Raw genomic sequence first — 20819 nt, 5'->3', positions numbered from 1 at the left:
ACTTGTTTTGAATAAAGCTCAATCGCTCTCCACGCGCTACGACCCCCGCGAGCTCTCTGATGAGGAGTTGGTCGCGCGCTCGCATAACGAGCTGTTTCACGTAACGCGCGCTTATGAAGAACTGATGCGGCGTTACCAGCGAACATTATTTAACGTTTGTGCACGGTATCTTGGGAACGATCGTGATGCAGACGATGTCTGTCAGGAAGTGATGTTGAAGGTGCTGTACGGCCTGAAGAACTTCGAGGGGAAATCGAAGTTCAAGACATGGCTATATAGCATCACGTACAACGAGTGCATCACGCAGTATCGGAAGGAACGGCGAAAGCGTCGCTTGATGGACGCTTTGAGTCTGGACCCCCTCGAGGAAGCGTCTGAAGAAAAGACGCCGAAACCCGAGGAGAAGGGCGGACTTGATCGCTGGCTGGTGTATGTGAATCCGATCGACCGTGAAATTCTGGTGCTACGATTTGTCGCAGAACTGGAATTTCAGGAGATCGCAGACATAATGCACATGGGTTTGAGTGCGACAAAAATGCGTTACAAACGCGCTCTAGACAAATTGCGTGAGAAATTTGCAGGCATTGCTGAAACTTAGTTCGGCGCAAATATCTCTTACGTGTAGGCAAGTTCTGATAGACTTGCCGCCGAGTTGTCCCCCGGTTTGCGGGACTGCTTCACAATCACCAGATGGGGATTTAACGGATGAAACTGAAAAACACCTTGGGCTTGGCCATTGGTTCTCTTATTGCTGCCACTTCGTTCGGCGCTCTGGCACAAGGCCAAGGCGCAGTTGAAATCGAAGGCTTCGCTAAGAAAGAAATGTTCGATAGCGCTCGTGACTTCAAGAACAACGGCAACCTGTTCGGCGGTTCGATCGGTTACTTCCTGACCGACGACGTTGAACTGCGTCTGGCCTACGACGAAGTGCACAACGCACGTGCTGAAGATGGCCGTAACATCAAGGGCTCCAACACCGCTCTGGATGCTCTGTACCACTTCAACAACCCGGGCGACATGCTGCGTCCGTACGTATCGGCTGGCTTCTCCGACCAGAGCATCGGTCAGAACGGTTCCGGTGGTCGTAACGGTTCCACCTTCGCCAACGTTGGCGGCGGTGCCAAGCTGTACTTCACCGACAACTTCTACGCCCGTGCCGGCGTTGAAGCTCAGTACAACATCGACCAGGGCGACACCGAGTGGGCTCCTAGCGTCGGTATCGGTGTGAACTTCGGTGGCGGCTCCAAGCCTGCTGCTGCTCCAGTTCCAGCACCAGCTGAAGTCTGCGCCGACAGCGACAACGATGGCGTTTGCGACAACGTTGACAAGTGCCCGGACACCCCAGCCAACGTAACTGTTGACGCTGATGGCTGCCCAGCAGTTGCTGAAGTTGTTCGTGTTGAGCTGGACGTGAAGTTCGACTTCGACAAGTCGGTAGTCAAGCCTAACAGCTACGGCGACATCAAGAACCTGGCTGACTTCATGAAGCAGTACCCATCCACCACTACTACTGTTGAAGGTCACACTGACTCCGTCGGTCCTGACGCTTACAACCAGAAACTGTCCGAGCGTCGTGCAAACGCCGTTAAGCAAGTTCTGACCAACCAGTACGGTGTTGAATCTTCCCGCGTTCAGTCTGTTGGCTACGGCGAATCCCGCCCAGTTGCTGACAACAAAACTGACGCTGGTCGCGCTGTAAACCGTCGCGTAGAAGCGCAGGTTGAAGCTAGCGCTAAGTAATTAGCTCGTAGCTCTGGAAAAGCCCGGCTTAGGCCGGGCTTTTCTTTGTCTGCGATTTGGGTTTCAGCGCCGGTTTTTCTTGTTTCTAAAAGATCGCAGCTTGCGGCAGCTCCATGGATTTGGCATTTATCCCTGTAGGAATTGCCGCAGGCTGCGATCTTTTAATCCCTATAAGGATGAACACCGAGCCAATGCAGGGGTTGCCGCAGGCTGCGATCTTTTGATCTCATCACAGGCCGCCACCGCACCGATCACCAGTATCGCCGGGCTTTTGAGCTGGAAGTCGCAGGCATCGTCTTCCATGGCTGCCAAGTCGCTCCGACATTCCCGTTGGTGCGGCAGGGAAGCATTTTCGATCATCGCCACAGGCGTATCGGCAGCCATTCCGCCGGCCAGCAGTTGCTCGCGGATTTCACTGAGCTTCGCCACGCCCATGTAGATCACCAGTGTGGTGCCTCCTTGAGCCAGGGCCTGCCAGTTCAGGCTGCTGTCATCCTGAGTGTGCGCCGTGACCAGTGTCACACCACGCGCGACACCTCTCAGCGTCAGCGGAATATCGCATTGGGTCGCGCCGGCAAGGCCCGCCGTGATGCCATTGACCAGCTCAACCTCGACGCCACGCTCACGCAACCACTGCGCTTCTTCACCGCCGCGCCCGAAGATGCACGGATCACCGCCCTTGAGCCGCACCACGCATTTGCCGTGACGGGTATAACGCAACATCAGGCGATGAATGAAGGCCTGAGGCGTGGAGCGACAGCCGCCGCGCTTACCCACAGGAATAATTCGCGCATTCGGGCAATGCTCCAGCACCGCGTCATTGACCAGATCGTCGATCAACACCACGTCCGCTTCGCGCAACGCTCGAACCGCCTTGAGGGTCAGCAATTCAGGGTCGCCAGGACCCGCACCCACCAGCCAGACTTTTGCGCTCATAGTGTTTTCCTCACGAGATGACGGCGACTGGCTGCGCATTGGCGGCCAGCAAACGCTTGATTTCCGGGACGCAGGAGCCGCATTGCGTGCCACAACCCAATTCTTGTTTCAAACCCTGCAAATCCAGACCACGGCTGATGCCGGCACAGACCGCGTTCTGGCTGACGTTCATGCAGTTGCACAGGGTTTTGGTACCCGATGCCGGACCGCCAGCGCTGCCCGGTGGCGCACTCAAAGGCGCCAGCAGCCAACGGCGTAGCTGTTCGTCGGCGCGACCTTCGAGCCACAGGCTTTGCAACCAGTGCTGAGCGAGGGTTTCACCGGCCAGGCGAATCGCGGTGATCCGACCGTTCTCGATCCGTACCCGCTTGCCGATCGAGCGCCGAGGATCGTCGTAGGCCAATACCGGGCCGTCGTTGAGGCCCAGGCATTGATCGATATCACGCAACAGCTGCGGCTCCGGCGCGGTGGCGCTGGCGGCGCGTATCAGCAGTGCAGGGCGTTCACGGCCGGTTAGGCTGAGGCTTGCGTAGGAAAACGTCTCGCAGAGCGGTCGTAGCGTCTCCAAGTGCTGTTGAACATCGCCCTCTATCAGGGCGAAAAGCTGCCAAGGCAATTGCACAGGCTCGAGTCGTACGCCGCTGTGTTTGAGTTCCGGTTGTTTCGACAATGGGTCGAAGGCGGGAAGGGTGAGGGTATTCACACCGCCCTTGAGAAAGCGGTCGCCCCAGTGCATCGGCAGAAACGCCTGGCCCGGACGTACGCTGTCATCGCTGCTGACGGGCACGATCACCGAGCCCCGGCGACTTTTCAGATTGATCAGATCGCCCGGTTGCAGGCGATGCCGACGCAGTTCATCCGGGTGCAGGCTCAACACGGCTTCGCTGACATGGCCGAACAACTGCGCGGCGGTACCGGTGCGGCTCATGCCGTGCCATTGATCGCGCAGGCGGCCGGTGATCAGGGTCAGCGGGAAGCGTGCATCGCGTTGCTCCTTGGCGGCGCGATACGGGTCGGTCACGAACTGTGCACGCCCGCTGGCAGTAGGGAAAACTCCGTCGAGATACAGTCGCGCCGTGCCTTCGCGGGCACCGGCGGGGAAGGGCCATTGCTGCGGACCGAGCTGGTCGATCAATTCATGGCTGATTCCGGACAGGTCGAGGTCGCGGCCGCGCGTCAGGTGTTTGTATTCGTCGAAGACCTGCGCCGGGGTTTCAAAGGCAAACAGGCTGGTTGCTTCAGGGCGCAGATGTTTTTCCAGGCGCTGTGCGAAATCCACGGTGATCGCCCAGTCGGGCCGTGCTTCACCGGGTGCGCCAATGGCCTGACGGACGTGGGAAATGCGCCGTTCGGAGTTGGTGACCGTGCCGTCCTTTTCGCCCCAACTGGCGGCGGGCAACAGCAGGTCGGCGAACGCGGCGGTTTCGGTGGTGCGAAAGGCTTCCTGCAACACCACGAACGGGCAGGCTTGCAGTGCCGCGCGCACAGCGGTCTGATCCGGCAGCGATTGTGCAGGGTTGGTGCAGGCGATCCACAGGGCTTTGATCTTGCCGCTGCGCATCTGTTCGAACAGTTCGATGGCCGTCAGCCCGGTGTTCGCGGGCAGTTGATCAACGCCCCAGTAGTCGGCCACTTGTGCGCGGTGTTCGGCATTGGCCGCTTCGCGATGGCCTGGCAGCAGGTTCGACAAACTGCCGGTTTCCCGGCCGCCCATGGCATTCGGCTGACCAGTCAGCGAGAAAGGTCCTGCACCGGGCCGGCCGATTTGCCCGGTGGCCAAGTGCAGATTGATCAGCGCGCTGTTTTTTGCGCTGCCGGCGGTGGACTGATTCAGCCCCATGCACCACAGCGACAGAAAGCTCGGTGAAGTGCCGACCCATTCCGCGCATTGATGCAGTTGCTCGACGCTGATGCCACAGAGTTGCGAAACCATTGTCGGGGTGTAATCACGCACCAGGTTTTTCAACTCGGCGAGGCCTTCGGTGTGGGCCTTGATGAAATCGCGGTCGACCCAGTCTTCCCACAGCAACAGGTGCAAAATCCCATGGAACAAGGCGACATCGGTGCCGGGCAGAATCGCCAAATGCATGTCGGCCAAATCGCAGGTGTCGGTGCGCCGTGGGTCGATGACGATGACTTTCATCTGTGGGCGGCGGGATTTGGCTTCTTCCAGGCGACGAAAGAGGATCGGATGGGCGTAGGCCATGTTGCTGCCGACGATCATCACGCAGTCGCTCAATTCCAGGTCTTCGTAGTTGCAAGGCGGAGCATCGGCGCCGAGGCTGCGTTTGTAGCCAACCACCGCAGAAGACATGCACAGCCGCGAATTGCTGTCGATGTTGTTGGTGCCCACCAGCGCTCGCGCCAGTTTGTTGAAAGTGTAGTAATCCTCGGTCAGCAACTGCCCGGAGATGTAGAACGCGACACTGTCCGGGCCGTGCTCGGCGATGGTCTCGGCGAAGACGCTGGCGGCGTGATCGAGAGCCGTGTCCCAGTCGGTGCGGCTGCGGGCCAGGCCTTTGCCCAGGCGCAATTCCGGGTACAACGCCCGTGCTGCCAAGTCGCCGGTCAGGTGCAGGGTCGAACCTTTACTGCACAATTTGCCGAAGTTGGCCGGGTGCGCAGGATCGCCGCTGACGCCGAGGATGCGCTCGCCGTCGTGTTCGATCAGCACGCCGCAGCCGACCCCGCAGTAGCAGCAGGTCGAGGCGGTGATTTGACGGTCCATCAGCTTGCTTCCCGTAGGGCCAGCAGCACGCGGCCGTTCTCGACCCGTGCCGAATGATGGTGGGCACAGCCGATATCCGGGGCCTGGGCCTCGCCGGTTTCCAGGTCGATCTGCCAGTTGTGCAGCGGGCAGGCCACTCGTTTGCCGTAGATCAAACCCTGGGAGAGCGGCCCGCCCTTGTGCGGGCAGCGGTCGTCGAGGGCGAAAACCTCATCGTCGCTCGTACGAAAAATCGCGATGTCGCCTTTCGGGCCCGCGATGATCCGCGAGCCAAGGGTGTTGATCTCTTCCAGTGCGCAGATATCCAGCCAGTTCATACCGACACCTCCAGGTTCTTCACGGGAATGACCTCGAATTCTTTTTTCAGCAGCGGCTGTTCGAGGCGTTCCTTCCAGGGGTCCTGTTCGAACGACAGGGAAAATTGCAGGCGATCGTTCAATGCCTTGCGCCGCTCCGGGTCTTCCAGCACGGCTTTCTTGATGTGTTCCATGCCGACCCGTTGCAGGTAATGCACGGTGCGCTCGAGGTAGAAGGCTTCTTCGCGATACAGCTGCAGGAACGCGCCGTTGTATTCGCGCACTTCTTCGGCGGTTTTCAGTTTGACGAAGAACTCCGCGACTTCGGTTTTGATCCCGCCATTGCCACCGATGTACATCTCCCAGCCGGAGTCCACGCCGATAATTCCGACGTCCTTGATTCCCGCTTCCGAGCAGTTGCGTGGGCAACCGGAGACGGCCAGTTTCACTTTGTGCGGCGACCACATGTTGAACAGGTCGTGCTCAAGCTCGATGCCCAGTTGCGTGGAGTTCTGGGTGCCGAAGCGGCAGAACTCGCTGCCGACGCAGGTTTTTACGGTGCGGATGGATTTGCCGTAGGCGTGGCCGGAGGGCATGTCCAGGTCTTTCCAGACGCCTGGCAGGTCCTGCTTTTTGATCCCCAGCAAGTCGATGCGCTGGCCGCCGGTGACCTTGACCATTGGCACGTTGTACTTATCGGCCACGTCGGCAATGCGCCGCAGCTCTGAAGGATTGGTCACACCGCCCCACATCCGCGGGACTACAGAGTAAGTGCCGTCTTTCTGAATGTTGGCGTGGGCGCGTTCGTTGATCAGGCGCGATTGTGGATCGTCCTTGGCTTCGCCCGGCCAGGTGGAAATCAGGTAGTAGTTGAGGGCCGGACGACACGTGGCGCAACCGTTCGGGGTGCGCCAGTTCAGGTAGCTCATGGTGCCGGCGATGGTCAGCAGGTGCTGGTCGCGGATGGCTTGGCGGATTTGCCCGTGATTGAGGTCGCTGCAACCGCAGATGGCTTTTTCGCTTTTCGGTTTGACGTCCGCCGCACCGCCCACGGTGTTGATCAGGATCTGTTCGACAAGACCGGCGCAGGAACCGCAGGAACTGGCGGCTTTGGTGTGTTTTTTCACGTCATCGACGCTGAACAGACCGTGCTCCTGGATGGCCTTGACGATGGTGCCCTTGCACACGCCATTGCAGCCGCAGACTTCGGCGGTGTCGGCCATGCTCATGGCTTTGTCCTGGCCTTGGTGTCCTACGTCGCCCAAGGCGTTTTCGCCGAACATCAGGTGATCGCGGATCTCGCCGATGCCATGGTTCTCACGGATCTGCCGGAAATACCAACCGCCATCGGCTGTATCGCCGTACAGACAGGCCCCGACCAGCACGTCATCCTTGATCACCAGTTTTTTGTAGACCCCGCCGATCGGGTCGGAGAGGGTGATGGTCTCGGTGCCTTCGCCGCCCATGAAGTCGCCGGCAGAAAACAGGTCGATGCCGGTGACTTTCAATTTGGTCGAAGTCACCGAACCCTTGTAGGTGGCGAAACCCAGTTGGGCGAGGTGGTTGGCGCATACCTTGGCCTGTTCGAAGAGCGGCGCGACCAGGCCGTAGGCGATGCCACGGTGGCTGGCGCATTCGCCGATGGCATAGACCCGAGGGTCGTAGGTTTGCATCGTGTCGTTGACCAGAATCCCGCGGTTGCACGGGATGCCGGATTTTTCCGCGAGTTCTGTATTGGGGCGAATACCGGCGGCCATCACCACCAGATCGGCGGGGATGATGTCGCCGTTCTTGAACTGCACCGAGCCTACCCGACCATTGCCGGCATCGTGCAGGGCCTGGGTCTGTTCGCACAGGCGGAAATGCAGGCCTCGGGCTTCCAGGGCGGTTTGCAGGAGTTGGCCACTGGTTTTGTCCAGTTGCCGTTCCAGCAGCCATTCGCCGATGTGCACCACGGTGACGTGCATGCCGCGCAGCATCAGGCCGTTGGCGGCTTCAAGACCCAGCAGGCCGCCGCCGATGACCACGGCGTGCTTGTGGGTCTTGGCGGTGTCGATCATCGCTTGGGTGTCGGCAATGTCGCGGTAGCCGATCACGCCCTGCAAGGTATTGCCGGGGATCGGCAGGATGAACGGGGTCGAACCGGTGGCAATCAGCAGGCGGTCGTATTCGGCCTCGGTGCCGTCCTCGGCGATGACCCGGCGTTTGACCCGGTCGATCTCCACCACTTTGCGGTTGAGCAGCAGCTTGATGTTGTTTTCCAGGTACCAGTCCAGATCGTTGAGCACGATCTCTTCGAACGTCTGTTCGCCAGCCAGTACAGGCGACAGCAGGATGCGGTTGTAGTTGGTATGGGGTTCGGCGCCGAAGACCGTGATGTCGTACAGCTCATTACTCAGCTTGAGCAGTTCTTCCAGGGTACGAACCCCGGCCATGCCGTTGCCGATCATCACTAGTTTTAGTTTTTTCATCAGGTTCTCCGGGGAGCTCGGGCCTGCCTCATCAGGGCATTCAGGCCTTGCTCGACAAAATTTTGCGCAAACAAAAAAAGGCGTCCCGCTAGTTAACTAGCGAGGACGCCTTTGTCCTTGTCCCGTTCTCTCGGGCAGCGCAGCCTTCCACGTTGAAGGTTGGGCTTTATGTATGTTGGGAAAGGTAATGCAGCGGTTGTGCCAAGTCGCACAAATGCCGAATTTATGGGCTTTCAGCGTGGGAGGAGGGTGTTTGCGTGCACCGGTTCAATGCGCTATGCCCGTTTTTGAAGCAGAAAAGTCAAAAGATCGCAGCCTGCGGTCATTCCTGCAGGAGATCGTGGGCACCCGTAGGGTTGCCGCAGGCTGCGATCTTTTGATCTTTTGGGTTCAGTGCAAAACTCAACCGTGAAACAGCAAAAACAGCAGCACCAGATTTACCAGCAACGACACCAGCGCCAACGTCCGCCAGACCTTCAGCGGTTCTCGCTCCAGCAACGGTCTGGGGCGCACGCTCAAGCTGCGTCGTTCTCCCTGTTCCAGCAGTAGCAACCATTCTTCCGCCGTTTCAAAACGCTGATCTGGAGCCGCCGCCACCGCGCGCTCCAGACTTTGCGCAATCCATTCCGGCAGGTCGGGCCGGTAGCGACTGGCGCTGACAGGCACACCAAACCGAGGGCGCTGGAACGCTTCGATTTCGCCGTAGGGATAATGCCCGGTCAGCAGGTAATACAAGGTTACGCCGACCGCATACAAATCCTGTTGCGGTGTAGGAGCGTCACCTCGAAAGGCTTCCGGTGCGATATAGCTGGGCGTTCCGGGCAGGGCGCAGGCTTGATCTTCAGACAGCCCGGGGCAGTAGGCGAGGCCGAAATCCAGCAGGCGCAACTCGCCGTCGTCCCCCAGCAGCAGGTTCTCCGGTTTGATATCGCGATGCAGAATCTGCCGCCGATGCAAGATGCCGATGGCCCGCAGCAGGCGTTCGGCCAGGTCCAGCCATTGAGCCAGTGGCAGCGTTGCGACACGCTCATGCAGCTCAGCCAAGGTAGATCCGGAATATTCCCGCATCACGTAGTACAAATGCTGACGCTGACTGGCGGCATGGACTTCAGGAAAATGCCGCCCGGCCACACGCTTGAGAAACCATTCCTCCGACAACAACGCCTGCCCGGCCTGGTGATCGTCGCGGAGCGCACTGGGCAAGGTTTTCAGCAGCCAGGGCTGTTGTTGTGCGTCGCGCACCCGGTAGAGCAGCGATTGCTGGCTCTGGCCGAGGATCCCTTCGACCTGCCAGCCTTCGAAGGTCTGGCCCTGCTTCAGCGCCGGCGGGAGTGGCCATTGCTGCAGATGAATCAGTGCATCGCCAATGCTGGTTTCACCGAGGGCATCGACCCGCACCAGCAGGGCGCTGGCATTGTCCTGACTGCCGGCCAGGTGCGCAGCGCTGACCAGGGTCTGCGCGGCACTGTTCAGGTCAGGCTGATCCCGCAAAATGCCTGCAATGGCGGTGTCGCCCAGCACGGCCCAGATGCCGTCGCTGAGCAGCACGAAACTCTCGTTCAGGCGCAGTTCGCCATCGAGAAAGTCCAGCACCAGGTGTTGATCCAGCCCCAAGGCCCGTTTGAGCACATGTTGCATGCCCGGTTGGTCCCAGACGTGATCCTCACTCACCCGTTGCAGCGTGTCGGCGTGCCAGCGATAAACCCGGCAATCGCCGACATGCGCCAGGGTGAAACGCCGGCCGCGCATCACCAAAGCACTGACCGTGGTCAGCAGCGGTTGCCCGCCGCCGTTAGCCTGCAACCAGCGATTTTGCGCCAGTAGCAGACGGTCCAATGCCTGGGCGACGCCCCAGGTTTCCGGGGTGGCGTAGTAGTCCAGCGCCAAGGCCTGCAAGGTTGAACGGGCTGCGAGCCCGCCATCGGCACATTGGCTGACGCCGTCGGCGATGGCGAACAGGTAACCCTTGCTCGCCGCCAGCGCCGGGGCCGGAGTGACCAGGCGCAGGGCGTCCTGGTTCTCCTCGCGGGGGCCGATGGCGCTGTGTTCGGCGAAGCTCAGTTGCAGGCTCATTCAGTCCTCACACCCGTGCAGCGGTGACGGCTGCCGAACCCCAAGTGGTCCTCCAGCGACGTTTCACACCGTGCAGACCGAACCAGGCAAGTACGCCAAGGCTGGCGAACAACCACAATGCCAGTTGATAGCTGCCAGTGCTTTGTTTGATTGCGCCCATGCCGGCTGCCAATGCGAAGCCACCGATGCCGCCGGCCATACCGATCAGCCCGGTCATCACACCGATCTCCCGACGGAAACGCTGCGGGACCAACTGGAATACCGCACCGTTGCCTGCACCCAAACCGAGCATGGTGCAGACGAAAAGCGCCAATGCAGCGTAGGAACTTGGCAGATTGAAACCCACTGTCGCAATGCAGATCGCCGCCACGGTGTACATCGCCAGCAGGGTGCGAATCCCGCCGAAGCGATCCGCCAGCGCGCCGCCCAAAGGACGCATCAGGCTGCCACCGAACACACACGCAGCAGTGTAGTAGCCGGCGGTCACCGGGCTCAGGCCGTATTGGTCGTTGAAGTAGCCGGGCAGGGCACTGGCCAGACCGATGAAGCCACCGAAGGTCACGCTGTAGAAAAACATGAACCACCAGCTGTCGCGATCACCCAGGGCCTTGAAATAGTCAGACACGGACTTGGGTTTCGGGCGCTCAGGCGCATTCTTTGCCAGCCAGTAGAAGATGATCAGGGTCAGGATCAGCGGGATCAGGGCGAAGCCGAACACGTTGCTCCAGCCAAATGCAGCGGCCAGTACCGGGGCGATCAAGGCTGCGAGGACGGTGCCCGAGTTACCGGCACCGGCGATGCCCATGGCTTTGCCTTGGTGCTGGGGCGGATACCATTGCGAGGCCAACGGCAGGGCGACGGCGAAGGATGCACCGGCCATGCCGAGGAACAGGCCCAGCAACAGCGCCTGCTCGTAACTGTGGATGCCGACTTTCCAGGCGACGAACAGGGCGCAGATGACGATCACCTGGCCGATCAGTCCGGCGGTTTTTGGCGACAGGCGATCAGCCAGCAGGCCCATCGCAAAGCGCAACACGGCCCCGGCCAGAATCGGCGTGGCCACCATCAGCCCGCGCTGTTGGGTGGTCAGGTGCAAATCGGCGGCGATCTGCACCGCCATTGGGCCGAGCAGGTACCAGACCATGAAGCTCAGGTCGAAATAGAGGAAGGCTGCGAACAGGGTCGGGGTATGGCCGGATTTCCAGAAGCTTGAATTCATCGCGCACCTCAGCTGTCAGGCGTATCAAGAAGGAGTCATGAGCTTGCAGGTGGGGCGCCACAAAGGCCGCACCACCAGCCCCGGTCTCTGGGGCCAAAACGGAAAAACGCCGCTACCCGATCCGCCAAGGGGGCGAATGAGGTGAGCGACGTCTTTGTCGTAGGTGGGGCAACCGCCGTTGGTTACCTTGCAGTGATTTACTTAGCGAGATTTGTGCCAACAATCTGCTTTTGTGGCGAGGGGGCTTGTCGGAACGCCGCATCGCCCCGTTCGGCGGCGAAGCCGTCGCAAGACCTTTGTGCGAGGTCTATATGACGGAATTTAAGGGGCCGCTTCGCTGCCCAACGGGGGCAAGCCCCCTCGCCACAATGATCGGATCAGCCCAACAACTCACTCATGGCAATGATCTGCTCCGCCACCTGTATCAGCTTCTGCTGGCGGCTCATGGCCTGGCGGCGCATCAGGGTGTAGGCCTCTTCTTCGTTGCAGTCCTTCATCTTCATCAGCAGCCCCTTGGCCAGCTCGATGCGCTTGCGCTCGGCCAGTTGCTGGTCGCGGGCGTGCAGTTGCGCGCGCAGGGCCTGGTCGCTTTCAAAGCGCGCCATGGCCACGTCGAGAATCGGCTGCAAGCGTTGTGCGTGAATGCCTTCGACGATGTAGGCACTGACGCCGGACTTGATCGCGCGGCGCATCACGTCGGGATCGTGCTCGTCGGTGAACATCACAATCGGCCGTGGTTGGTCACGGGTCACCAGCACCACTTGCTCCATCACATCGCGGCTCGGTGATTCGGTATCGATCAGGATCACGTCCGGGCGCACCGTTTCGACGCGCGCGGGCAGGTCAATGGTCAGGCCGGACTCGTCGATGACCTCGAACCCGGCTTCGGTCAGGGCCGCCTTCAGACGCCCTACTTTTTTCGCAGTGTCATTGATCAGCAGGATACGCAACATATTCGTAGGCTCCTGTCAGCGGCTGGCGAGAAGGGGAGCGCTGTCGCTCATGGCGTGCAGCGTGAAGCTGCGGGCATAGCCGGCCGGGTCCGAGCCGTCCCAGACTTTGCCGTCGATCAGTTGACTGCTGCGCATTTCCTGGCACCGGGCGGGCACACCGACAGCGGTGGCGGCCTCACGGTATAAGTCTAGTTGCTGGACCTGACGGGCCACGCCGAGGTAATCCGGGTCGTCACGCAACAAACCCCAGCGGCGGAACTGGGTCATGAACCACATACCGTCGGACAGATACGGAAAATTGACCTCGCCACCACCGTGGAAACGCATGGCGTGCGGGTCTTGCCAGCGATTGCCCAAACCATCGGCGTAGTCACCGAGCAAGCGCGGTTCGATGCAATCGAGCGGTGCATCCAGATACTCAGGCGCACTCAACAGTTGCGCGGTGCTGCGGCGATTTTCGCGGCTGGCTTCGATGAATCGGCTGGCTTCGAGGATCGCCATCACCAACGCCCGGGCGGTGTTGGGGTATTGCTCGACGAACGCGCGGGTGCAGCCGAGGACTTTTTCCGGGTGATCGGGCCAGAGGGTCTGGCTGGTGGCCATCGTAAACCCGAGATTCTGTTGCACCGCACTGGCTGCCCATGGTTCGCCGACGCAGAAACCGTCGATGCGCCCGGCTTGCAGGTGCGCGACCATTTGCGGCGGCGGCACCACTACGCTGTCGACATCCTGCAATGGATGAATACCCTGGCTCGCGAGCCAGTAATACAGCCACATGGCGTGGGTGCCCGTAGGAAATGTCTGGGCGAAGGTCAATTTTGGGCGACTTTGGTGCACGTGCCGGTCCAGTGCTTCAGGACTGGTCACGTCCAGGGCCTGCAAACCGTGGGAGAGGTTGATGCTCTGGCCGTTCTGGTTCAGGCCCATGAGCACGGCCATGTCGGTGGAGGCTACGCCGCCGATCCCCAGATGCACGGCGTAAATCAGGCCGTACAGGCTGTGGGCGGCGTCGAGTTCGCCGCTGACCAGTTTGTCTCGCAGGTTGGCCCAGGACGATTGGCGCTTGAGGTTCAGGGTCAGGCCGTACGGTTGGGCGAAGCCCTGAGTGGCCGCGACCACCACTGAGGCGCAGTCGCTCAGGGCCATGAAGCCGAGGTTGATTGCGGTTTTTTCCGGGGCATCGCTGCCATTGACCCAGGCCAGTGGGCCGGCTGATGGTTCGTTCATCGATTTCGCACCTTCCAAAAAAAAGCGTCGTCCCAAGGCCCTTGCGTGGGCAAAGCCGGGTGACGACGCCATTGTCCTTCCACTCATCCCGCCGTTGGCATGAGTGCTGATGCCTCTGACGGTGCAAGGCATATGCCATCGCTGGCTGATTTTGTTGCGCGCCTCGCGTGAAGCCCTGATGCGCGGCTATAATCGCCGCCTCTCATCGCCAACCGAGTCAAGCCTGCCCATGTACACCCTGGCCCGTCAGCTGTTGTTCAAACTTTCCCCGGAAACCTCCCACGATCTGTCCCTGGACCTGATCGGCGCGGGCGGGCGTTTGGGCCTTAACGGCTTGCTGTGCAAGGCGCCAGCGAAACTGCCGGTAACGGTCATGGGCCTGGAGTTCCCGAACCCGGTGGGTTTGGCGGCCGGTCTGGACAAAAACGGCGCAGCGATCGATGGATTTGCCCAATTGGGTTTCGGGTTCGTCGAAATCGGCACCATTACGCCGCGTCCGCAACCGGGCAACCCGAAACCACGGATTTTCCGCTTGCCGGACGCCGAGGCGATCATCAATCGCATGGGCTTCAACAACCTCGGTGTCGATCACTTGCTCGCTCGCGTGGCAGCGGCCAAGTACAAGGGCGTGCTGGGCATCAACATCGGCAAGAATTTCGATACGCCGGTTGAGCGTGCGGTCGACGACTACCTGATCTGCCTGGATAAGGTCTATGCCCACGCCAGCTACGTGACGGTCAACGTCAGCTCGCCGAACACCCCGGGCCTGCGCAGCCTGCAATTCGGCGATTCGCTCAAGCAATTGCTCGCCGACCTGGCCACCCGCCGGGCGGAACTGGCCCTGCGTCACGGCAAGCATGTTCCGCTGGCGATCAAGATCGCACCGGACATGACCGATGAAGAAACCGCTCAAGTCGCCCAAGCGTTGATCGAAACCGGGATGGACGCGGTGATCGCCACCAACACCACCCTGAGCCGCGTTGGTGTCGAAGGTATGGAGCATGGTGACGAGGCGGGCGGTTTGTCCGGTGCACCGGTTCGCGACAAGAGCACTCACACTGTGAAGGTGCTGGCGGCGGAACTGGCCGGTCGTTTGCCGATCATCGCCGTGGGCGGCATCACTGAAGGCAAGCACGCGGCTGAGAAAATCGCCGCGGGTGCGAGTTTGGTGCAGCTCTACTCCGGCTTCATCTATAAAGGCCCGGCGTTGATTCGTGAATCGGTGGATGCCATCGCCGCGCTGCGCTAATCCCAGGGTAGGAGACTTGTGGCGAGGGCTTGTGTGGCGAGGGGCTTGCCCCCGTTCGGCTGCGAAGCAGTCGTAAACCCTGTGTCCGTGTTCTCTCTGATTCACCGCGTTGTCTGATTTTGGGGCCGCTTCGCAGCCCAACGGGGGCAAGCCCCCTCGCCACAATTTGTTTCTTCGCTGAATTTGGATCAGACATAAAAAAGGGCTCCTCGAAGGAGCCCTTGGGCCGAAGCCCGCCGTCCGGATGGGACGTGCGTGGTTAAGTCGTTGCGTAATCAGATTGTCGTGTCGGAGTGTGTGCCCTGTATTAGCCGACGGCGTGAAGTTCGTTGAGTCTGTGGATTCCCGCAGTGCCGGTCATACCGTCCCAGTTGTCGCCGCGTCCTTCTCGCCAGCCATTGATCCAGGCTTGGCGTACCGACGGTAGAGTAAAAGGGCAAAGCTCACGGGATTTACCACCAACGCCATATTGATATCCGCGCAAAAATGCTCTTTCCAACGGATCACGCTTAAGTCTTCTCATAGGGTGTTGCCCTCACTTGTTGACTGTATTTATCGCGTCGACCTCAATCGAGGTCAGGCAGAAAAATCCTGCCGTTGGCGGCTCGCTGCCGGCGTCGCGAGCCAAGGTGTTGACGCCGTTGCGACGTCAACCTGTGTTGAGTTCTAACCAATGCGTCACATCGAGGGAATGATCGTTTTGTCATAAGAACGTAACCATAAAGATGCTATGGCCATAAGTAACACGATATTTGTCCCGTGTTTATTGGCCAAACCCCGGTATGATCGGCCCTGCACTGGATGAGAGGGGTGAGGCCTTTAACGAGAATGACACCCGTTCACTTGGGGACTATTCGACGAAGGGTCGACTTATGACATTTTGTTGCATCAACTTTTATATCTGTCCTGGCATCTAAGCTCTTTTAACCCGAGCAGCCAGGGTGGGACGGCACACCTTCGTGCCACGCGGGCGTTCTGTTAGAAAAACGCCTGATTGAAAACCGGATCGGCAATGCGTTGCCGGTTCACTTAGCTAAAGGCTCTGGAATTACCATGTCCGATCGTTTCGAACTCTTCCTCACTTGCCCCAAAGGCCTTGAAGGCCTGCTCATCGAGGAAGCCGTCGGGCTTGGCCTTGAGGAAGCACGTGAGCACACCTCGGCTGTGCGCGGCATGGCCACCATGGAAACCGCCTATCGCCTGTGTCTGTGGTCGCGTCTGGCGAACCGCGTGCTGCTGGTGCTCAAGCGTTTCCCGATGAAGGACGCCGAAGACCTCTACCACGGCGTGCTGGATATCGAGTGGCAAGACCACATGCTCAACGATGGCACCCTGGCCGTCGAATTCAGCGGTCACGGTTCGGGTATCGACAACACGCACTTCGGCGCTTTGAAGGTCAAGGATGCGATCGTCGATAAACTGCGCACCCCGCAAGGCGATCGTCCGTCCATCGACAAGCTCAACCCCGACCTGCGCATTCACCTGCGCCTGGACCGTGGTGAAGCGATTTTGTCCCTCGACCTTTCCGGCCACAGCCTGCACCAGCGCGGTTACCGCTTGCAGCAGGGCGCGGCGCCGCTGAAGGAAAACCTCGCGGCGGCGATTCTGATCCGTTCCGGCTGGCCACGAATTGCCGCCGATGGCGGCGCGCTGGCTGACCCGATGTGCGGTGTCGGTACGTTCCTGGTCGAAGCGGCGATGATCGCCGCCGACATGGCGCCGAACCTGCGTCGCGAGCAATGGGGCTTCACCGCCTGGCTCGGTCACGTGCCTGCGTTGTGGAAAAAGCTCCACGAAGAAGCCACCGAACGCGCCGCAGCCGGCCTGGCCAAGCCACCGCTGTGGATTCGCGGTTATGAAGCTGACCCACGCCTGATTCAACCGGGCCGCAATAACGTCGAACGTGCCGGCCTGAGCGAGTGGATCAAGATCTATCAGGGCGAAGTTGCGACATTCGAGCCGCGCCCGGACCAGAACCAGAAAGGTCTGGTGATCTGCAACCCTCCGTACGGCGAGCGTCTGGGCGATGAGGCGAGTCTGCTTTATCTCTACCAGAACCTCGGCGAACGTCTGCGTCAGGCGTGCCTGAACTGGGAAGCGGCGGTGTTCACCGGCGCCCCGGACTTGGGCAAGCGCATGGGTATCCGCAGCCACAAGCAGTATTCGTTCTGGAACGGTGCCTTGCCGTGCAAATTGCTGCTGATCAAGGTCACGCCGGACCAGTTCGTAACCGGCGAGCGTCGTACTCCGGAACAGCGCCAGATCGAGCGCGAACAGGCCGAGTCCGATGCGCCGTCGAACATCGAAGCGCCGGGCAAGTATGAGAAGTACAACAAGAACGGCAACCCGATCAAACCGGCCCCGGTGGTGATCGAGCAACCGCGCTTGAGCGAAGGCGGGCAGATGTTTGCCAACCGCCTGCAAAAAAACCTCAAGGCGCTGGGCAAGTGGGTCAAGCGTGAAGGCATCGACTGCTACCGCGTCTACGATGCCGACATGCCGGAATATTCCATGGCCATCGACCTGTATCACGACTGGGTCCACGTTCAGGAATACGCCGCACCGAAATCCATCGATCCGGAAAAAGCCTCGGCGCGGATGTTCGATGCCCTGGCGGCGATCCCGCAAGCGTTGAACATCGACAAGAACCGCGTGGTGGTCAAACGTCGCGAGCGTCAGAGTGGCACCAAGCAGTACGAACGCCAGAGTGCACAGGGCAAGTTCAATGAGGTCAACGAAGGCGGCGTGAAGCTGCTGGTGAACCTCACCGACTACCTCGACACCGGGCTGTTCCTCGACCACCGGCCGATGCGCATGCGAATCCAGAAAGAGGCGGCCGGCAAGCGCTTCCTCAACCTGTATTGCTACACCGCGACGGCCAGCGTTCATGCAGCCAAGGGTGGCGCGCGCAGCACCACCAGCGTCGACCTGTCGAAAACCTACCTGGATTGGGCGCGTCGCAACCTGTCGCTGAACGGTTTCTCCGACAAGAACCGTCTGGAGCAGGGCGATGTGATGGCCTGGCTCGATGCTTGCCGTGACGAGTACGACCTGATCTTCATCGACCCGCCGACCTTCTCCAACTCCAAGCGCATGGAAGGGATCTTCGACGTGCAGCGTGATCAGGTGCAGTTGATCGACCTGGCGATGGCGCGTCTGGCGCCGGGCGGGGTGTTGTACTTCTCCAACAACTTCCGCAAGTTCCAGCTCGAGGAAAACCTCACCGAGCGTTATGCCGTTGAAGAAATCACCGCACAGACCATCGATCCGGATTTTGCCCGTAATGGCAAGATCCACCGTGCCTGGAAGATCACTGCTCGCTGACACTTGAGCCTGATTGGATCCACAGAGCCTTGATTTTTAAAGGCTCTTGGGTTCTTTCAGTGCTGGTCAAATTAGTGGCTAATAGCTATAACTCAACGCATGGCCAATGGGCTTTTCCGGCACCTGGCGTTTTGAGTTGTATCTATGTCGTTGCACGCCGTGCGCCCCAAGATCCTGGGTTTTATCCGCGAAGATGTTTCGGCCTGGCTGGTCGCGCTGCTGGCGTTGCTCGTCGGCGGGATTCTCACGGGATTGCTGGCTTGGGCGACGTTCAATCAATTTCATCAGCAAGTGCGGCAACGTTTCCAGCTGCTCGCCAGTGAACGTTACAGCCGTATCGAAGAACGTTTCGAAGATCAGGAGCAGCGCCTCGACGGCCTGCGCCGGTTCTTCATCAATTCCGGATCGGTGTCCCGCGAGGAATTCGACGGTTACGCCAAACCTCTTTTACGTCGCACCCAGGCCTACTCCTGGGCTCCCCGGGTTTCCCGCGCCGAACGTCCCCTGCTTGAACGCGTGGTGCGAGAAGAAGGCTTGAGCGGTTTCACCTTCCGCGAACTTACCGCCGACGGCCAGTTGCAACCTGCCGTAGATCGCGACGAGTACGTACCGGTGCTCTACACCCAAACCCAAAGCCGACTGCCCGCGCCGCTGGGTTACGATTTGCTGGCTCAACCCCTGCGTCGTTCGACCCTGGAACGGGCCAATCGCAATGGCCGCATGGCCGTGTCGCAACCGTTGCATCTGGTAGGCATCGAGCCTGCCTATTCGCGGGGCGTATTGCTGGTAGCGCCAGTTATCTATCAGAACCTCCCGAGCGCCGCGCCCGCCGGGTATGTCATGGCGGTGATCAGCATGCGCCAGCTGTTGGCGGACGGGCTGCCGGAAGAGAATCATGACTCTCTCTCGGTGCGTATCCTCGACTTGTCTACCGATGATCAACACGAAGTGCTGTACGAGTCGACCAACACGGTGGGGGCCAGTGACTTGTCCTCCACGCGATTGCTGCGTCTGGCCGACCATGATTATCAAGTGGATATGCGCCCCAGCGCCGCGTTCCTGAAAGCCAACCATTCTTCGGTGACCAGCCTGGTGGTGCTCGGCGGTTTGCTCAGCCTGCTGCTCAGTGTGTTTCTCTATGTGCTGGTCAGCCAGCGCCAGCGGGCGCTGAAAATGGTGGCGCAGCGGACCCAGGAACTTCACGACCGTGAGCAAGAGTTGCGCGGCACGCATGGCCAGTTGCGCGGTGTGCTGGAAGCCGCGACTCAGGTGGCGATCATCGCCACCGATCTGCGCGGAATCATCAGCACCTTCAACGCTGGGGCAGAGCAGATGCTCGGTTACTTCAGTGCGCAGGTTGTGGGCCACATGACCCTGGAAAATCTGCACCTGCCCCGGGAACTCGAAGCGCGCTCGGCGGAGTTGAGCGCGCGTTATGGCAAGCCGATCCCGACGTGTCAGGCAATGCTGGTCGAAGGGGGGGAAGAGGGCGGTCACGAAGCCCGGGAGTGGACACTGGTGCGCCACGACGGCAGTCACTTGACGGTGAACATGCTGGCGACCCCGGTACTCGACGAGCAAGGCTTGTGGGTCGGGCACCTGGCGATTTGTATCGACATCACCGAGCGCAAGCGCGTCCATGAAGCCCTGGCGGCACGGGACCTGTTGTTGAAGAAACTCAGCGCCCATGTGCCCGGCGGGATCTACCAGTTCAAGATGGAATTCGATGGGCGCTTCAGCGTGATCTACGCCAGCGACGGCATGCGCGATATCTACGAACTCGAGCCGGACGTGCTGTTGCTCAACGCCGAAGCGGTGTTCGCGCGGATTCATCCTCAGGACGCGCGTCGGGTCCGCGCTTCGATCCTGGCCTCGGCTGACACCCTCAGCCCTTGGCGTGAAGAGTACCGCGTGCAATTGCCCCAGCGTGGTCTGCGCTGGGTCCGCGGTGAAGCGACGCCTGAAGAACTGCCCGGTGGCGGTGTGCTATGGCATGGTTTCATCTCGGACATCTCCGACCTCAAGCGGGTGGAAGAGGAGTTGCGCGCACTGTCAGTGACCGACTCCCTGACCGGGATCCATAACCGTCGCTACTTCCAGGAGCGCCTGACCACCGAAATGGCGCGGGTCGAGCGCGGCGGTGGCGAGTTGTCGGTAATCATGCTCGACATCGATCACTTCAAACGCATCAATGATCAGCACGGTCATGCCGTGGGTGATCGGGTATTGCAGGCCGTGTGCGAGCGCATTGGCGGTCGCCTGCGGCGCACTGATGTGTTCTGTCGCCTGGGGGGTGAAGAGTTCATGGTGCTTTGTCCGGATATCGACGGCGAACAGGCCCATGTGTTGGCCGTTGAGTTGTGGCAGGGGTTGCGCAGTGCGCCGATCGACGAGGTCGGGATCGTCACCGCGAGTTTCGGGATTGCCAGCTGGCGGGCCGGAGAGGGCGCGGATGCGCTGCTGTTGCGGGCGGACTCAGGAGTGTATGCGGCGAAGCAGGCGGGAAGGGATCGGGTTGAGGGGCAGATGAGTTAGGTCAGGCAGGATGTTTGTGGTGAGAGGAAAAGATCGCAGCCTTCGGCAGCTCCTACAGGGTGTACACA

Annotated in this window: 14 protein-coding genes; 5 read left to right on the top strand and 9 right to left on the bottom strand. The window is 60.2% G+C overall.

From position 1 onward, the window contains the following. Positions 1-7 precede the first annotated feature (7 nt). Both sigX and JFU11_RS00505 read left to right on the top strand, forming a co-directional pair. A complete protein-coding gene (gene sigX / locus JFU11_RS00510; protein ID WP_123720832.1) occupies positions 8-598 on the top strand; it encodes an RNA polymerase sigma factor SigX in 591 nt (196 codons plus the stop codon). A 107-nt stretch (positions 599-705) separates the two neighbouring features. Beyond that, on the top strand, positions 706-1740 hold the full coding sequence (locus tag JFU11_RS00505; protein WP_008074091.1) for an OmpA family protein: 1035 nt from the start codon (positions 706-708) through the stop codon (positions 1738-1740). 168 nt (positions 1741-1908) lie between these two features. Here the strand turns inward: JFU11_RS00505 and cobA are convergent, their stop codons facing one another. The 8 genes from cobA to JFU11_RS00465 all read right to left on the bottom strand — a co-directional run bounded on the left by cobA (position 1909) and on the right by JFU11_RS00465 (position 13643). Then, the gene (cobA, locus tag JFU11_RS00500) at positions 1909-2676 is read right to left on the bottom strand and encodes a uroporphyrinogen-III C-methyltransferase (protein ID WP_123720833.1); all 768 of its coding nucleotides are present in this window, start codon (positions 2674-2676) and stop codon (positions 1909-1911) included. Between the two features lie 10 nt (positions 2677-2686). Next, positions 2687-5404: a nitrate reductase gene (locus JFU11_RS00495; protein WP_201059296.1), complete on the bottom strand. Its 2718-nt coding sequence runs from the start codon at positions 5402-5404 to the stop codon at positions 2687-2689. Beyond that, entirely contained in the window at positions 5404-5721 is a 318-nt protein-coding gene (gene nirD, locus JFU11_RS00490) for a nitrite reductase small subunit NirD (RefSeq protein ID WP_007902067.1), read from the bottom strand. The genes JFU11_RS00495 and nirD overlap by 1 nt, the downstream gene beginning before the upstream one ends. Next, complete coding sequence (gene nirB / locus JFU11_RS00485; protein WP_052965412.1) at positions 5718-8171, bottom strand: nitrite reductase large subunit NirB; 2454 nt, start codon at positions 8169-8171, stop codon at positions 5718-5720. Before nirB ends, nirD begins: the two co-directional genes overlap by 4 nt. Before the next feature lie 402 nt (positions 8172-8573). Further along, complete coding sequence (locus JFU11_RS00480) at positions 8574-10244, bottom strand: bifunctional protein-serine/threonine kinase/phosphatase (RefSeq protein WP_123720835.1); 1671 nt, start codon at positions 10242-10244, stop codon at positions 8574-8576. 7 nt (positions 10245-10251) lie between these two features. Further along, positions 10252-11463 (bottom strand): nitrate/nitrite transporter, encoded by a 1212-nt coding sequence (locus JFU11_RS00475; RefSeq protein ID WP_201059294.1) that lies wholly within the window; start codon positions 11461-11463, stop codon positions 10252-10254. Positions 11464-11840: 377 nt separating this feature from the next. Then, positions 11841-12416 carry an ANTAR domain-containing protein gene (locus JFU11_RS00470; RefSeq protein ID WP_008006986.1) on the bottom strand — a complete coding sequence of 192 codons (576 nt, stop codon included), beginning with the start codon at positions 12414-12416 and terminating at the stop codon, positions 11841-11843. 15 nt (positions 12417-12431) lie between these two features. Next, the gene (locus JFU11_RS00465; protein WP_201059292.1) at positions 12432-13643 is read right to left on the bottom strand and encodes a CmpA/NrtA family ABC transporter substrate-binding protein; all 1212 of its coding nucleotides are present in this window, start codon (positions 13641-13643) and stop codon (positions 12432-12434) included. A 229-nt stretch (positions 13644-13872) separates the two neighbouring features. On the opposite strand from JFU11_RS00465, the gene JFU11_RS00460 reads away from it, so the two are divergent. Next, complete coding sequence (locus tag JFU11_RS00460; protein WP_038980250.1) at positions 13873-14892, top strand: quinone-dependent dihydroorotate dehydrogenase; 1020 nt, start codon at positions 13873-13875, stop codon at positions 14890-14892. 307 nt (positions 14893-15199) lie between these two features. Here the strand turns inward: JFU11_RS00460 and JFU11_RS00455 are convergent, their stop codons facing one another. Beyond that, positions 15200-15415 (bottom strand): ribosome modulation factor, encoded by a 216-nt coding sequence (locus JFU11_RS00455; RefSeq protein ID WP_003223300.1) that lies wholly within the window; start codon positions 15413-15415, stop codon positions 15200-15202. A gap of 530 nt (positions 15416-15945) precedes the next feature. On the opposite strand from JFU11_RS00455, the gene rlmKL reads away from it, so the two are divergent. Beyond that, the gene (rlmKL, locus tag JFU11_RS00450; RefSeq protein ID WP_123720838.1) at positions 15946-18216 is read left to right on the top strand and encodes a bifunctional 23S rRNA (guanine(2069)-N(7))-methyltransferase RlmK/23S rRNA (guanine(2445)-N(2))-methyltransferase RlmL; all 2271 of its coding nucleotides are present in this window, start codon (positions 15946-15948) and stop codon (positions 18214-18216) included. A gap of 144 nt (positions 18217-18360) precedes the next feature. After that, positions 18361-20751 carry a diguanylate cyclase gene (locus JFU11_RS00445; RefSeq protein ID WP_201059288.1) on the top strand — a complete coding sequence of 797 codons (2391 nt, stop codon included), beginning with the start codon at positions 18361-18363 and terminating at the stop codon, positions 20749-20751. Positions 20752-20819 lie beyond the last annotated feature (68 nt).

It is taken from the genome of Pseudomonas sp. TH37, assembly GCF_016650735.1.
Taxonomy (GTDB): domain Bacteria; phylum Pseudomonadota; class Gammaproteobacteria; order Pseudomonadales; family Pseudomonadaceae; genus Aquipseudomonas; species Aquipseudomonas farris.
The sequence above is the reverse complement of the archived record's forward strand: the minus strand, read 5'-3'. Positions and strand labels throughout refer to the sequence as shown.